Source organism: Limnospira sp. PMC 1279.21 (assembly GCF_032349615.1).
Taxonomy (GTDB): Bacteria; Cyanobacteriota; Cyanobacteriia; order Cyanobacteriales; family Microcoleaceae; genus Limnospira; species Limnospira fusiformis.
Genome location: NZ_JARPLU010000120.1, coordinates 1 through 16225, shown reverse-complemented (window position 1 = coordinate 16225; position 16225 = coordinate 1). Strand labels below are relative to the sequence as shown.

At 44.2% G+C, this 16225-nt stretch carries 10 protein-coding genes; 8 read left to right on the top strand and 2 right to left on the bottom strand.

What is annotated here, in order from left to right; genetic code table 11:
• Nucleotides 1-243: 243 nt before the first annotated feature.
• A complete protein-coding gene (locus P5683_RS17025) occupies nt 244-1866 on the bottom strand; it encodes an adenylate/guanylate cyclase domain-containing protein (RefSeq protein ID WP_396442572.1) in 1623 nt (540 codons plus the stop codon).
• Nucleotides 1867-1982: 116 nt separating this feature from the next.
• On the opposite strand from P5683_RS17025, the gene recF reads away from it, so the two are divergent.
• From recF to P5683_RS16990, 7 genes are all read left to right on the top strand, one after another.
• Nucleotides 1983-3122, top strand: a complete 1140-nt coding sequence (gene recF / locus P5683_RS17020; RefSeq protein WP_006668876.1) for a DNA replication/repair protein RecF — start codon at nt 1983-1985, stop codon at nt 3120-3122.
• A 92-nt stretch (nt 3123-3214) separates the two neighbouring features.
• Nucleotides 3215-3583, top strand: a complete 369-nt coding sequence (locus P5683_RS17015; RefSeq protein ID WP_006621897.1) for a hypothetical protein — start codon at nt 3215-3217, stop codon at nt 3581-3583.
• Nucleotides 3584-3780: 197 nt separating this feature from the next.
• A complete protein-coding gene (locus P5683_RS17010) occupies nt 3781-4386 on the top strand; it encodes a TIGR02117 family protein (RefSeq protein WP_315640629.1) in 606 nt (201 codons plus the stop codon).
• A 253-nt stretch (nt 4387-4639) separates the two neighbouring features.
• Nucleotides 4640-7243 (top strand): PAS domain S-box protein, encoded by a 2604-nt coding sequence (locus tag P5683_RS17005; protein ID WP_315640627.1) that lies wholly within the window; start codon nt 4640-4642, stop codon nt 7241-7243.
• A 445-nt stretch (nt 7244-7688) separates the two neighbouring features.
• On the top strand, nt 7689-8096 hold the full coding sequence (locus P5683_RS17000; protein WP_006621893.1) for a PleD family two-component system response regulator: 408 nt from the start codon (nt 7689-7691) through the stop codon (nt 8094-8096).
• A 93-nt stretch (nt 8097-8189) separates the two neighbouring features.
• On the top strand, nt 8190-8867 hold the full coding sequence (gene surE / locus P5683_RS16995; RefSeq protein ID WP_006621892.1) for a 5'/3'-nucleotidase SurE: 678 nt from the start codon (nt 8190-8192) through the stop codon (nt 8865-8867).
• Between the two features lie 172 nt (nt 8868-9039).
• Nucleotides 9040-9768 carry a heme oxygenase (biliverdin-producing) gene (locus P5683_RS16990; RefSeq protein WP_006621891.1) on the top strand — a complete coding sequence of 243 codons (729 nt, stop codon included), beginning with the start codon at nt 9040-9042 and terminating at the stop codon, nt 9766-9768.
• Between the two features lie 31 nt (nt 9769-9799).
• On the opposite strand, the gene coaE is transcribed toward P5683_RS16990, so the two are convergent.
• The gene (gene coaE / locus P5683_RS16985; protein ID WP_315641935.1) at nt 9800-10411 is read right to left on the bottom strand and encodes a dephospho-CoA kinase; all 612 of its coding nucleotides are present in this window, start codon (nt 10409-10411) and stop codon (nt 9800-9802) included.
• A 109-nt stretch (nt 10412-10520) separates the two neighbouring features.
• Between coaE and P5683_RS16980 the strand changes: the two genes are divergently transcribed.
• Nucleotides 10521-16085 carry a CHAT domain-containing protein gene (locus tag P5683_RS16980; RefSeq protein WP_315641934.1) on the top strand — a complete coding sequence of 1855 codons (5565 nt, stop codon included), beginning with the start codon at nt 10521-10523 and terminating at the stop codon, nt 16083-16085.
• Nucleotides 16086-16225: the final 140 nt, after the last annotated feature.

The following is a 16225-nucleotide window of genomic DNA, read 5'->3' as shown; positions in this document are numbered from 1 at the left end:
AAGCCACGGGAGAAACCAGCCCACTAGCTGCACCCGCCCTAACCCACGATTCCCACCGCCAGTAGGGGCGGGTGCTAGAGCAGCCACGGGAGAAACCAGCCAACTAGCTGCACCCGCCCTAACCTAACCCTAAACCTAACCCACGATTCCCACCAGCCCACGGAAAGCGATCGCCCTAATAGGGGGGATATAGGCGCTTTGTGAGTTCGTCCCCGGTCATATCAACGGGTAATAGTCGCCAGATTATAGGGAAATGGTATGAACTTCTTCCCAATGAAGACGGTAAAGCTGGAGGGCTTGATCCTTACCTTTCACTCGAATATGGGGCATTTTTTCCAGGGGGAAACTATGGTCGCCCAGTTTCTTAAATGTACTTGCAGAAATCATAATTTCTCCGGCTTGAGCCGCACTACAGATGCGGCTGGCAACGTTCATAGTATCACCAATGTGGGCGTATTGTATCAATCGCTCAGAACCGATATTTCCGGCCGCTACGGGTCCGGTATTTAAGCCTATGTGAATTTGTAAAGGTTCCGCATAATCCTTAGTCCAGCGATCGTTCATGCGGCGGACAGCCCATTGCATATCAATGGCTGCTTTAACTGCTCTTTCCACATCATCTTTGCGGGCGTAGGGAGCGCCCCAAACGGCTACTAAAGCATCACCGATATATTTTTCTAAGGTTCCTTGATAGGGGAAAACAATATCCTCTACCATGACTTTAAAGTATTCATTCAACATAGATATTACTTGGCGGGGTTCCAGGCGAGAAGACATTTGCGTAAAGCGAGTAATATCAGAAAATAAGGCGGTAACTTCAGCTTCGATAATTTCTAGTTTGCCTTCTTCCCGTAGTTTGCGACTCACCGCCGGAGCAAAAAATTGCTCTAGTTTGTTACGCATTACCGCTTCTTCCTGCATTTTTTTGCGCAGTTCGGCGTTGTCGATCGCAATAGCCGCTTGATTGGCTAAAGTGCTTAAAAACTCCACATCTTCATTAGAATAAACATCAGACATCGATAGATTATCTACATATAAAACCCCAATTACTTTGTCTCTGGGTTTGAGAGGAACGCACACGGAAGCATGAATACCCTGGTAAATAATTGACTCGCAATCCTGAAAACGCTCGTCTACATGGGCATCTGAAGTTAAGATGGCGTTCCCAGTTTCTAGGACTGTATTAGTAATACTTTTACTATAAAAATATTCATCCTCTAACACTTGAGAACGATAACGAACTGCTTTTTCTTCGATTGCTTTAGTTTTGTTATTTACTAATAAAATTGCCGCGCGGTCAACCCCCATAATTTTAAACAGTAAATCTAGGATTTTATCAAGTAGTTTATTCGTGGATTCTGGAGATGATAATTGTTGGCTAACATCTAATAATATTTTGAGTTTATCTACGGCTCGTAAATGGGTATCGGATGACCGCAGATTAAGAACTGAGTGACGATCTCGTTCTTCGGGTTCCAATAAATCCTGCATCCCAATCATATCTGAACGGGGAGAAAACTGGGTAACTACAGCCGTGGGCGATCGCTCAATACGGGGAGACTTTTGGGAGGAGGTGACACCGGAGGCGACAAATTTTAACACCACCCTCCCTAAGCGGAGTACATCTCCATCTTTGAGTTGACAATTTTGGATCATGGCTTCATTGACAAACACATGATTACTGCTGTTGCGATCGCTCACAGTTACCCGGTTGTCCTGAACCTCAATCACGGCGTGTTGTCGGGACAGACTCATATCTGTAATACAGATAGTATTATCCCGGCTACGCCCGATGGTATTGACACCGCGCATTAACTCATAAGTGACCGGACTCGATGTATCGGGGTTATAGATTAGATATGGCACGTTTGCTCAAGTTTAGTTAAGATAACATAGTGAAGATCGTCCCTGATGTGGCAGCAGAAAGAATTTATCTGGTTAGATGAGACAATTAAGACCGGATCTTTTTTTCTCCTGACTCTATGTATCTGAAAACGCTACATCTCCGACAGTTTCGCAACTACGAAGCTCAAGACGTGGCGTTTGATGCTCCCAAAACTATTTTAGTGGGCAACAACGCTCAAGGCAAATCCAATCTACTCGAAGCCGTCGAATTGCTGTCTACCCTCAAAAGTCATCGGGTTAACCGCGATCGCGATCTGGTTTTGGACAATCATGCGATCGCCCAAATTACTGCTACCCTTGAGCGTGATAGTGGTACACTTGACCTGGCTTTGACTTTGAGGAGTCAAGGTCGCCGAACAGTTGCCATCAATGGTCAATCGGTCAAACGTCATCTTGATTTTCTCAGTATCCTTAATGTTGTCCAGTTTTCTAGTCTGGATTTGGATCTTGTGCGCGGTAGTCCCGCTGAACGCCGCCACTGGCTTGATCGGCTTCTGATTCAACTAGAACCAGTTTATGCCTATATGTTAGATCAATATAACCGGGTGTTGCGACAACGTAATGCTTTGTTAAAACGGGGACCCATGGCAGGAACTACCCCGGAAGAATTAGCCGTTTGGGATGCTCAATTGGCAGTGGCTGGGGCGCGGGTACTCCGTCGCCGCGATCGCGTTATTGAAAGGCTCGAACCTTTAGCGCGGATGTGGCATCAAAGTATTAGTGGCAGTAGGGAAACCCTGAATATCACCTATCAGCCTAACATTGAACCCCCTTCTAAACAACAACAGAGGTGGTCTCGGTGGCCTCCTGAACAGGTACAACAGGCATTTTTGACCAAAATTAGCACCAGAGCGATCGCCGAACGTTCTCAAGGGTTGACTCTAGTGGGTCCACACCGTGATGATGTCATTTTTACCATTAACCAAACTCCCGCCCGCCAATATGGATCATCCGGTCAGCAGCGGACTTTGGTTTTAGCCCTCAAGTTGGCGGAATTGCAACTCATTGAGTCCGTCATCGGTGAACCCCCTTTACTTCTGTTGGACGATGTACTAGCAGAACTTGACCCCCATCGCCAAAATCAGCTTCTACAAGCCATCTCTGAGCGATTTCAAACTCTGATTACTACTACCCATTTAGGCGCTTTTGACCATCAGTGGTTGCAACAAAGCCAAATTCTCATGGTGGAACAAGGTAAAATTACTGATTTTTTCTGATTTTGCCAAATTTGATACCACCCAAAATCAAAATTAGCTGCTAACATATCTATCTAATGTTTTGTAGACCACTATTATCATACTGATTCAACATGAAGCGACTTTCTGTATTAGCATCTGCTATGGCGATCGCCACCATTTCCTTGACTGCTACTGCGACTACCGCTTGTGTGTTCAGCAGCAAAGGTCAAGCTAATGAAGGGGCTGCAACTACTAAGTTGACCTCTTTCTGGCATAATATGAGCCTTTTTAAATCCGACTATAAAGCGATCGCAGCCATTGCTGGTGTCGCTGGGTTGGCTGCCGCTGGTGGGGCTTATGCCTATCGCCGGATGGCTATTTCTACCCAACACCCAGAAGCCCCTGGCGGTTCCCTGGATCTTAATGATGACATCATTACCGAAAATACTGCGATCGAAGCCGAACAGCCCACCGAATCAGAAGTGGTTGCTGTCAAATAACTTGACCTCAATTCCAGTTTAGGACAGTACAATTATGGGGTGTGATTTACTCGCACCCCTTTTTCGCGCCCCTCCATCCTTAATCACCTTGCCCCTCAATCAACCCCTTCACAGTGAAGATTATATCTAAGCTAAAATTCCCCGCAAAAGCTAAATATAAAATTATCACCATCCTGGCATTTTTGATATGTTTAATCATGCCATTATTTTTGCCTTATTTCTGGATTTTACCCTCGCAAAAAAGTTGTGATATAACCATTTATATAACCGGAAATATATTACATACAGATATCTTGGTGCCAGTGGAAACCTCCGTATTTGACTGGCATCAGTTTATCGACTTATCAGAAGTTGGGAGACAAACCTCTGGCAATTATCGATATCTAGCCATGGGTTGGGGCGATCGCCAAGTTTACCTAGAATCTCCCACCTTCGCTGATTTGCAATTGACAACCGCCCTCAAAGCATTATTTATACCTACTCCATCAGTTTTGCGAGTTCAAGTATATCAGACCCTCCCAGTAGCACAAGATTTACAACTCCTTAATATCAGTGAGGATAATTACTTAAAATTGGTCGATTTTCTGCAAAATTCCTTTAAACTTGACTCCGCCGGAAATCCCATCAGAATCGGCTATGGTTATGGTATCAGAGACAGTTTTTATGAAGCCAAAGGTGTTTATTCCATTCTCAGACATTGCAATACATGGATAGCAGAAGCATTACGGACCGCCCGGGTGCAAACCCCACGCCAGCCTAGCTTACCCATTTTGCTACTCAACAAAGCTAGAAGCAGTTGTTAAATTACCTACTTCCTAGGATAGATAAAAGTTAAATGTTGTGCCATTAAGATTATCTTTTGGTTAAAACTAGCGGGTATAATTTTGGGGATGCCTTCAAAAATGCCCCCCTAGGGGAGACTTGGCAAAAAAATATTTTGGTTTCATCTCCGAACAACTATATTTTTTCAGGACTCAAGCTATAATTTCCTCAAGACCAGATGCTAGAGAAAGTGGGTGCAAATTTAAGTCGCCGATGACATCAAGGGAAAATCAAATGTCCGACAATGAAAATGGGTCTATATCAGGTGTATATTTGACCGTTAACGATAGCTTATCCAATAATTCTTGTGATTGTTCTGATTATTCAGAAGTGGAACCGACCAACCATCTGCAAGAGGAACTTGCCGAATTACGTCGTCATGTAGTCCAACTGCAACAGGAAAATCACAGTCTGAGGCAAAAATTACAGCAGCAGAAAATTAATGTGATTGCCAATCAGTCCAATTCCATCAATTGTCACCACCTGTTACAGATGGTAATTGATTATGTTCCTCAAGCCGTTTTTTGGAAAGACTGTAACTCTGTTTACTTGGGATGTAACCGTCAATTTGCGGAGAAAGTCGGATTACAAGACCCCAGAGAAATTGTGGGTAAAACTGATGATGATTTACCTTGGACTCCTCAAGAGGCTAAATTGTATCAGGAATTCGATCGCCAAGTTATATCCTCAAAATCGCCTCAAATCAAAGTCAGAGGAACCCGCCACCTAGTCCAAGGAAAAGAAATTCTGGTCGAAACTACCAAAATTCCCCTTGATAATCACCAGGGAAATATAGTTGGAGTGTTGGGAATATTAGATGATATTAGCGATCGCCTACAACAAGAGGAACTACTCAAACAGCGACTCGCCGCCATTGAAGCCAGCACCGACGGTATCGCCTTACAAAATTCCGAGGGAGTATTTACCTATGTTAACCGTGCTTATTTAGAAATGTTCGGCTACAGCCAAGCTGAAGAGATTTTAGGCAAAACTTGGCAGGAATTATATGATGGGGATGAGATAGAATATATCCGGCGAGAAGTCTCTCCCGTCTTTGCTGCTGAAAATGAATGGCAAGGAGAACTCCGTAGTCGTCGCCAAGATGGTAGTTTCTTCATCCAGGAGATGTCTGTAACTAAAAGTGCCGCTGGGGTGGTGTGTATTTGCCGTGATGTTACCGAACGCAAACAGGCTGAAGCTACCTTAATGCTTTATAAACAGGCTGTGGAAAGCTCTAGTGATGCGATCGCTATGGCTGATGCACAGTGGAATCACTTTTATCAAAATCCCGCCTTTTCTGAGATGTTTGGGTGTGAAACCCCAGAAGAATTTAACCAAGTATTTGGGGGGATATCTGGCGCTTATACTGACCCGCAAATTCCCCGACAAATTTTTGCGGTCATTAGCCAAGGCAAAAACTGGGTGGGTGAAGTCGAACACCGCGCTAAAAATAACCGTGTCTTTCAGGTGTTACTGCGTGCTAGTGCTATCAAAGATGGTCGGGGTAATGTTTTGGGTGCTGTAGCATCTTTAAATGATATTACATCCCGGAAAAAAGCCGAAGCCAGCCTGCGGGAAATCACCTCCGATCTTCAGGAAGCCCAGGAATTAGCCCATATTGGTAATTGGGAATTGGATATCGATACTGGGGAACTTACTTGGTCTGATGAGGTATTTAGGATTTTGGGCTTAGACCAGACCTTGGGTATACCTTCCGTAGAGCAATGTCTGCAATGCTATCACCCCGAAGATAGACCATTGGTTGAGAAAGCCCTAGCAGAAACTCGCAATAATGGAACTACTTGTCAGGCAGAAGCCAGAATTATCAAGGATGAAAACTCAGTTAGCTATGTTCATATTAAGTTTAAAGCCATTTTGAATCACGATAACCAAATTGTCAGCCTGTTTGGGACGATTATGGATATTACTGAGCGGAAACGGGCGGAAATTCACCTCCAACAACAGACCGAGAAACTAGAAAAAGCCTTAACTAAACTCAAACGCACCCAAACCCAACTAATTCAGAGCGAGAAAATGTCTGGCTTGGGACAAATGGTGGCCGGGGTGGCTCATGAAATTAATAATCCCGTGGGATTTATTGTTGGTAATGTGCCTCACCTGGAAGAATATACCCAGGATTTACTGTTGCTAATTGAATCCTATCGACAATATTATACAGAACCACCATTGGCAATTACAGAATTAATCGAAGAGATTGATCTCAATTTTTTAATTACTGATATTCCTCAGTTGATTAATTCCATTCAGAATGGTGCTAAAAGGATTCAGGAAATTGTTAACTCCCTGCAAAGTTTTTCCCGATTGAATGAGTCGGCAATTAAGGAAATAGACCTTCATCAGGGGATTGATAGCACTTTGATGGTCTTGACAAGTCGCCTCCGACCCTTACCTGGAGAGCGGGAAATTGTGGTGATTAAAAATTACGGTGATTTGCCTAAAGTTGAATGCTATGCTGGCCAGATAAATCAGGTGTTTTTGCATATCTTTAATAATGCTATTGATGCCCTAAAAAGCTCCGAATGTCAGCAATCTGCTAAGGAACCTACACTGACAATTACTACTGGTTTAACTAAAAATAACCTGGCATTTATTCGCATTGCTGATAATGGAGTGGGTATACCTGAAGAGTTGCGATCGCGCATTTTTGACCCATTCTTTACCACTAAGCCTGTGGGTCAGGGGACTGGGTTGGGTCTATCCGTTAGCTATCAAATTGTCGTCGATTTGCACAAAGGGAAGTTAAACTGCACATCAGAACCAGGTGTGGGTTCGGAGTTCTGTATTCAGATCCCCATACATAGCGAATATAACACCTAGAACCTGTATCAATATAGCCAAGCCGGGGAGTTTGGGCAGTTCCGCATCCCTCCGGCTAATGGCTAGAGTATCTTAAACAAAAGCCTGATGCCCCAACTCTAACATATTCATCGGAAAATTGGGTTGTTGATCACATAATCTTCACAATTGCTGTTTATATTTGGTAAGTAGTTGTACGGGAGGTCATTCAGTAAGGGACTCTGGGGGAACTAAAAGTCTGATGGCTGGTTACCGGACTGTTATGGGACTGGTTAGTAAAAAGTCATTGGTCAATAACCTGGGGTCGTGGGGTCGATAATTGATGATTGGATCATTAATCCTCCTCTCCCTGTCACCTGTTCTTGATTTCCTCCATTGATGGGATTGTGTGAAATTATCAAACTAGATTTATCGGATTGAATCGGTGTCGCACTATTCCTAGTTAATACACTGTGGGGACAAAATTATGATATTTGATATTTTATGGGTGGAAGAAAACCAGGATTTTAACTCAACTTTAGAGGATGCGATCGCCTTGGAGCAGTTTAATATTATCTGTGCAGAAGGCGGGAACTGGGCGGTGCAAATCGCTAAAGAAATCAAACCGCATCTCATTATCAGTAGTTTAAATTTGAGCGATCGCAATACCTATAGATTTATTCATCGGCTACAGCAGAATCAGAAAACCGCTGATATTCCCGTCATCCTAATTCAATCAGAATCGGCGGTTAGTTCTCGCTCCCTGGGTTTTCAATTGGCACGAAATCATTATGTGACTACTGCGAAAAACGTCAATAATTTGATTAAAACCATCTTTAATGACCTGAGCCAAAAAGCCGCATCTCGCTCAATTTTTATGCCCTACGTGGCTTAATCTCATTTCACATAAAAATCTTAATCGGGAAACCGGAAACCGGATCGGCACTTGTCGGTTAAAATGTAGGGACGGCAACCGGACTTCCTAAATATGACGATTATATTAACTAATGATGATGGAATTGATGCACCTGGAATTAAAGCCTTATCGGCCGCTGTAAAGAGTCCCTGCCTTTGGGTCGCTCCCCGCGATCACCTTTCCGGCTGTGGTCATCAAGTCACCACCGCTACCCCCATTAATATATCACGCCGTTCTCCCACTCATTATGCGATCGCTGGAACTCCTGCCGATTGTGTTCGCCTGGCCATTAGCCATTTATGTCCAGATTTGTCCTGGGTTCTCTCAGGGATTAATGCCGGGGGTAATTTAGGTGTTGATACCTACATATCTGGGACTGTAGCCGCTGTTAGAGAAGCCGCTATACATGGTATTCCGGCTATTGCTATTTCTCAGTATCGAAAAGGCGGTAAACCAGCCGACTGGGAACGCGCGACTCGCCTCACCCAAGCCGTCTTGGAAAACCTGCTTAATCAACCTTGTTTACCGCGCAGTTTCTGGAATGTCAATCTCCCCTATCTACAGCCAGAAGAACCAGACCCGGAAATGGTCTTCTGTACTCCCTCCTGTGACCCGCTTCCGGCTAAATATCAGGTGAATGGGGAACAATACCAATATATCGGAGATTATGGTCAACGCGATCGCACCCCTGGTACAGATGTAGATGTTTGTTTCAGCGGCAAAATTGCTATTAGTCAAATTTTCCTCTAAGCAACAGCGGTTTCTGGTACTCTCAATCTCTCCTGTCTACTATCTGTGACAATTCTTAACACTATTTTTAAGCAAATAGGTTTAAGGTAGAAAATCGGGCGGTATAATCAGCCGTTTCCCCAAGATAATACATCTGCTGTAAAATCTCGTTAACAGATCAAATAAATTTACTATGAGTGTTAATCTAGCCACCCAGTTGCGGGAAGGAACCAAAAAGTCCCACACCATGGCGGAAAATGTGGGTTTTATCAAATGCTTTTTAAGAGGGACAGTTGAGAAAACCTCCTATCGGAAATTAGCCGGGAATCTCTACTTTGTCTATACGGCAATGGAAGAGGAAATGGATCGCCATAAAAATCACCCCGTCCTCTCGAAACTATATTTTCCTGAGTTAAACCGCAAGTCTGCTATTGAGCAGGATTTATTGTTCTACTATGGTAGCAACTGGCGGGAGGAAGTTCAGCCTTCCGAAGCGGCTCAGACTTATGTGGCTAGAATTAGAGAGATTTCTGAGCAAGATCCGGTTTTGTTGATTTCTCACCTGTACACCCGTTATTTGGGAGACCTTTCGGGGGGACAAATCCTGAAAGGTATTGCTCAAACAGCCATGAATTTATCGGACGGTCAAGGAACTCAGTTTTATGAGTTTGACGAAATTCCTGATGAGAAGGAATTTAAGAACAATTACCGTCAGATCATGAATGATTTGCCGATTGACCAGGAAACAGCCGATCGCATTGTGGAGGAAGCTAATGCGGCTTTCGGAATGAACATGAAAATGTTTAATGAACTCGAAGGCAATTTGGTAAAAGCGATCGGAATTATGCTATTTAATAGCTTAACTCGCCGACGCGGTAAAGGTTCCACAGAACTAGCGACCGCTACTGACTCGGTGAACTAACGCCATAAGCAGGGGTGGGGTCAACTCTGAGTTAAACCCCTTCCCCTTTTAAGGCTCGATCGCACTGTTGATACAAGTGCTGTAGACTACCATCATTGTATATGATCACATCCGCGCGATCGCATTTTTCGCTCAAAGGCATTTGGCTATCAATTCTAGCTTGGATCTGTGTAGGAGTTAGGGAAGATCCATGTCGCTGGATAAGTCGCTGTTTTTGGGTAGACGGTGAACAGTACACCACCCAAATTTCCGTGACTAAATCAGTCATATTCGCTTCAAATAACAGAGGAATGGCTAAAACCGCCGTAGCTTCTGCTAAATGAGACTGTTTTTCTAGTTCTTGGCGTTTTTCCAGGAAGCGATCGCGCACAAAAGGATGGATTTGGCTTTCTACCCATTGCCTTTCGGTTAAGCTATTAAAGATAATATCCCCCAACTTGCCTCGATTTAAGCTACCATCGGAGTAGAGTAAATCTGAGCCGTAGCGAACCGCCAAAGTATTGAGAACAGGTGAGTGAGGTTCTACCGCTAGACGAGAATAAATGTCCGCATCCCATATCGGTAGTTTATGGGTAGCAGCCAAATAGTTAGAAACAGTGGTTTTACCCGTACCAATACCGCCTGTCAAGCCAATTAACCGCATGGGTGAGCCAATCAAATACTACAACTACCACTACAGAAGTGAGAATGGGGTGCAAAAAACAGAGGATATCATAAACTTATAACCAGTTAGGGAAGGGGAGGAGATAATTATGAACCCAGTACACCACGTGCGGTCAGTGCTGATCCCGTTTTCCTGTGCCAGTTTTGTAGTCCTGGATATCCTCTCCATTATACCACAAAACTTTTTCTATATCCGGTATAAAACCGCGATCGCTCAACCGATTGTACCCGAACCCAACAGCACCAACACCATTACCCATCAACAGGGAAACCAGACCAACATCACTGGGGGACAACTTTCGGGAAATGGGAGTAATCTGTTCCACAGTTTTACCCACTTTAACGTAGAATCCGGCGCTGTGGCGAACTTTATTGCCACTCCCGAAATCCAAAACATCCTCACCCGTGTGGTGGGTGGGGATGCTTCCCGCATTAACGGACTTTTGCAGGTCACAGGCGGCGCTTCTAACCTGTTTTTAATCAACCCAGCCGGGATTTTATTCGGTGCGGGTGCGAGGTTAGATGTTCCAGGTTCCTTTACCGCTACTACGGCTTCTGGTATCGGTTTTGGCGATCGCTGGATGAGTGCGATCGGTGCAAATGATTATAGCACCCTAGTCGGCACTCCCAACGCCTTCGCCTTTGGGACTAATCCTGGTAGCATTGTCAACGCCGGAGAACTCGCCGTTACCCAGGGAGAACAAATCACCCTACTGGGGGGAACTGTCATCAATACCGGGTCACTGGTAGCTCCTGGGGGAGAAATTACCATGGCGGCGGTCGAAGGTGAAAATATCCTCCGCATTTCCCAAGCCGGACACCTTCTCAGTTTAGAAGTTAGTCCAGCCGCCTCCCCTGATGGATTATCAACTAATCTTACCCCCCTATCCTTGCCGGAACTACTCACCGGAGGGGACGAAAATTATGCCACCGGAGTCAATATTTTAGCTGATGGTCGCATACAACTAACTGGTTCTAATACCCCCATTACTCCTAATCCTGGAGTTGTGGCTGTGTCGGGAACCATCGACACCGACTCCACTATTTTTAACCATTCCCCCCAGATTAACATTTTTGGCGATCGCATCGGAATTTGGGGTGCGAATATCAGCGCCTCCGCACCAGATAACGGCGGTACAATTAGAATTGGAGGTGATTACCTCGGACAGGGTACTGTTCCTAATGCCATCTATACCCTCATCGATGATAATTCTACCCTAGCAGCCAACGCCACCACTAACGGAGATGGCGGCAGGATTATTATTTGGTCTGACGGACATACCCAATTTTCCGGCAATATTTCCGCACAAGGACAACAGCAGGGAGGGTTTGTAGAAATCTCCGGTTTGGAAACTCTCAGGGTTGATGGTAGTGTCAATTTGCGCGGCGGAGATGGTAACTTAGGAACCCTACTTTTAGACCCTTTAAATATCAGGATTGTAGACTCCGAAGCCTCTCCCAATAATAATATCGACTTTGATGGTGTAGTCACCGCTGACCAAGGACCCGCAGAATATACCCTCTCCCAAACTACCTTGGAAAATTTAGCCGCTGATGCTGATATTACTCTGGAAGCACGAAATGATATTCGCATCGACCAGTTATCTAACCAAAAACTCGACTTGAGAACTACCACCGGAACCGTTACTTTCCGCGCTGATGCTAACGGAGATGGTCAGGGTTCTTTTATCATGCACAGTGGCGATACTATCTTAACTAGAGGTGGTAATCTCAATATTTTTGGTGTCAATATTGCTACCGGGAATATTAGAACCAGTGGCGGAGATGTTAATCTAACTGCTAGTGGTATTGGTCAGATTAATACCGGGGTTATATCTACTGCTAATAATGACAATACAGGCGGTGATATTACTCTCCGTAGTAGCCAGGGTTCAATTACTACTAATAATCTGCAAACAGACGGGAGATTTTCCGGCGGTAATATTACTATTAATAGTGGTCGGCAAATTTTCACCGGTCCCCTATCTTCCCAGGCGACTGATACAACCGGAGTCGGGGGAAATATCCAACTAGAAGCCAGTCGCGAGATTTTTTTAGAGGGTATCAATACTTCTGGCTTTGGGGGTGGTGGTGATGTGTCTATTATTAGCGAAGGTAGTCGGATTATTATGGATGATACTAATAATCGGACGAGACCATCTCGGATTATTACCTCCTCCGTTAGGGGTGAGGGAGGCGATGTCTTGATTACCACTAGCGAGAGTATGGATTTAGGTGCGATCGACTCGCGCGGACGGCAATCTGGTGGTAATATTACTTTGGATGCTGGTATAGAAATTAGTGTGGGTGCTATCTCCACCGGGGTTTGGGATGGTCTACTATCTCCTGATACTACAGGGGGTAATATTATGTTGACGGGAGATACTATTAATCTTAATGGTGGTCTTTCCGGGAGTGGGTCTCTCTTATTACAACCTGCTTCACCAACCCAAGATATTAGGTTAGGTAGAAACTCGGGACTCTCTGCTAACTCTTCGCCAACAGGAGACCCTTTATCTCTGAATTTTAACAGCTTGGAATTGTCACAAATTACTAGGGGGTTTTCCGAGATTATTATTGGTAGGTCTGATTCTCAGGGGACTATTTATATTGAGGGAGATCTCAGGTTTCAAGACCCCGTGATGATGCGATCGCCTCAAGGTAGAATTATCGCCACTGGTGATGAAAGTTTACCCACCATTAGAGGTGTAGGGAATTCTAGCTTAACCTTAGAGGCGGAAAATGAGATTATTCTCGGAAATCTCGTGACAGAAGGTGGAGATATTAGCGTAATTAGTCAATCGGATATCATCCAAATAGAGGGAATCCACACCCTCCCAAATGGCTCTAATCAAGGCAATATTTTATTACGAGGTTCCGAAATTAATTTAGTCGGTGGTTCTCATTCAGTTCGTGGTAGCGGTTCTTTACGATTAGAATCCAGCCATTCCGGTCAAATCATGACTTTAGGAAGTGAGGAAAATACCACTGGTTTGGATATCAAGTTATCAGATATAGACGCTTTCGCGCCGGGGTTTGAAAGGATTATTATTGGTAGTCCTGATGGAAATAGTATCATAGAAATAGCTCAAGATATCACCTTTACCAGTCCCGTCTTATTACAATCTTCCAGTGATTTAGGTCAAATTATAGCTGAGGGAAATATTACCGGAATTGGTGATGCTTCCATCTCCTTACAAGCTGATGGTGATATCCGCATTCGTGACATTAATAGCAGTGGATTAAATATATACATTAATAGTGCTAGAGGTGAGGTGATTACCGGGAATTTGCAGTCGGGAGGTAATATTAATATACGGTCTCAAGGGAATATTCAGACCGGAGAACTTCGTTCTAATGCAAGTTTAGATAATCTGGCTTTTCGGACAATTGACCTCAGCAGTCAGCGGGGACAAATTACAGTTGATGGCAATATTTTGGGGGATGCAACCTTTTTAAGTCTCGTAGGTCGGGATGATATCCAAACCGGAAATATCACCGCCGGACGTGGTATGAGTTTAAATAGCGATCGCGGAACCATTACCACCGGAAATCTGCAAATAGCATCCCCTGACAGCCTCGACAGTAGCATTAATATCACCGCCTTGGGAAATATTAACACAGGTGATATCAGCACCGCTACCGACTCAGGAACAGGCGCAAATATTACCATTACCAGCCGCCAAGGAGGAGTACAAAGCCGTAATCTTAACACCTCCGGTTCCACCGCCGGAGGGTCTATAGTAGTACAAGCACAAGACCAGATTTTTCTAGGTGCTATTAACACCAATTCCTCCGAGGGAAATGCGGGTTCCGTCAGGCTAACGAGCGAGAATGATATTGAAGTCTCCCTAATTAATACCGAAGCCCAATTGCGGGGAGGTTCCCTAATAATTGACACCTCTCGATTTTTCCGAGTTACAGATACCTTTGAAGCCATGAATGATGTAGAAGCAAGTATCTCTACTATCGGTTCAACAGGTAGCGGGACAATTAGATTACCCGCTTTTTCCACCCCTCTAGTTATTGGTGATCCTAGTCAAAATGGGACCGCTGGAGCTATTACTGATGGTCAATTAACCGCTGGTGCAGATACTACAATTGTCGGCAATAATTTTGAGCAAAACTCAATTAGACAAACCACCGTTAACCAACCAGAAATTACCACTGAAAATCAAGATTTATCTGATGTAGAAACCACCGGATCTTCTGTTTCTAGTATCCCCGAAAATTTAAGCAACAGTAACTCTAACACCTCCGACAGTGATCAGAATATCTCCGGTAACTCCAATCATGATGCAGAGTCACCCCTAATCAATTCCAACACCGAAGCCAACCCCGACATAGACCAGGCTGGAAACCTCGTAGTTCAGGTAGAACCAACCACCGTACCTACTGACCAAATGGCTCGTTCTCCCTTAGTTTCCTCAGTGTTGCAAATTGATTCATTCCGAGGTCGGGAATTTCTCAACTATTTCGGCTATAATCTCAGTAAAAACACCGTAGATGACCAAAGTATCCGTCAAACCCTCAGCGATATTGTCCGCATCACCAACTACAAACCCGCAATTATTTATGTGTCCATACAACCTGAAATACTAGAATTAAGATTGCTTTTACCCAATGGGGAAGCAGTGTTTAAAAGCGTGGCGGTTAATCGTGAGGAACTCCTACAAGTAGCGCGACAATTTAGCCATCAAATTCGCACCCCCCAAAATTTCCAAGATACTCAGTATAAAGAATCAGGACAACAATTATATAATTGGTTAATTGAACCCATCAAACAGGAGTTAGAAAAACATGGCATTGATATCCTAATTTTCTCAATGGATGCTGGTTTGCGTACCCTCCCCCTAGCCGCATTATATGACGGGGAACAGTTCCTAATAGAAAACTATAGCCTCAGTCTGATTCCTAGCCTCAGTCTAACTGATACCAGTTATGTTAACCTGCAAAATGCTAGGGTTTTGGCTATGGGTGCTTCTAAGTTTCCTAATTCTAACCTAGATCCTTTACCAGCAGTTCCCCTAGAATTAGATTTGATTGTTGGCAATATTTGGCCAGGTCAAGCCTTTTTAAATGAGGAATTTACCATAGCTAATCTGAAATCCCAAAGGGAACAGGGAGAATATAAAATTGTTCACCTAGCAACTCATGGAGAATTTGTATCTGGGGGTGCTGACCGTTCTTATATTCAATTTTGGGACCAAAAGCTATGGTTAAATCAACTGCGAGAGTTACGACTAAATCAACCTCCGGTAGAATTATTGGTATTGAGTGCTTGTACTACGGCTGTGGGGGATGAAAAAGCGGAATTGGGATTTGCTGGACTAGCTGTTCAAGCTGGGGTGAAGTCGGCTATGGCTAGTTTATGGTATGTTAGTGATGCGGGAACTTTGGGATTAATGACGACATTCTATAATGCTCTAACTGCTACTCCCATTAAAGCAGAAGCTCTCCGACAGTCTCAATTAGCGATGTTAAATGGTCAGGTACGTTTAGAAAATGGTTACCTACTTAGTCAGACTAACATGAACACTCGTCGCGGTGATATATCAACTCCAGTCCCCCAAGAATTAGCCAAACAAAACCCTGTTGATTTATCTCATCCTTTTTACTGGGCTGGGTTTACTCTTATTGGTAGCCCTTGGTAATAATATATAGTAGGGTGCGTCAGACCAGGCGACACCGATAAGAACCGGAGAACTGATAAACTGACGCACCAGGTATCTATAGCATAAGACAGAACACTTAGGACGTATAATGGAGAGGACGAGATGACTAAGAAGACCAA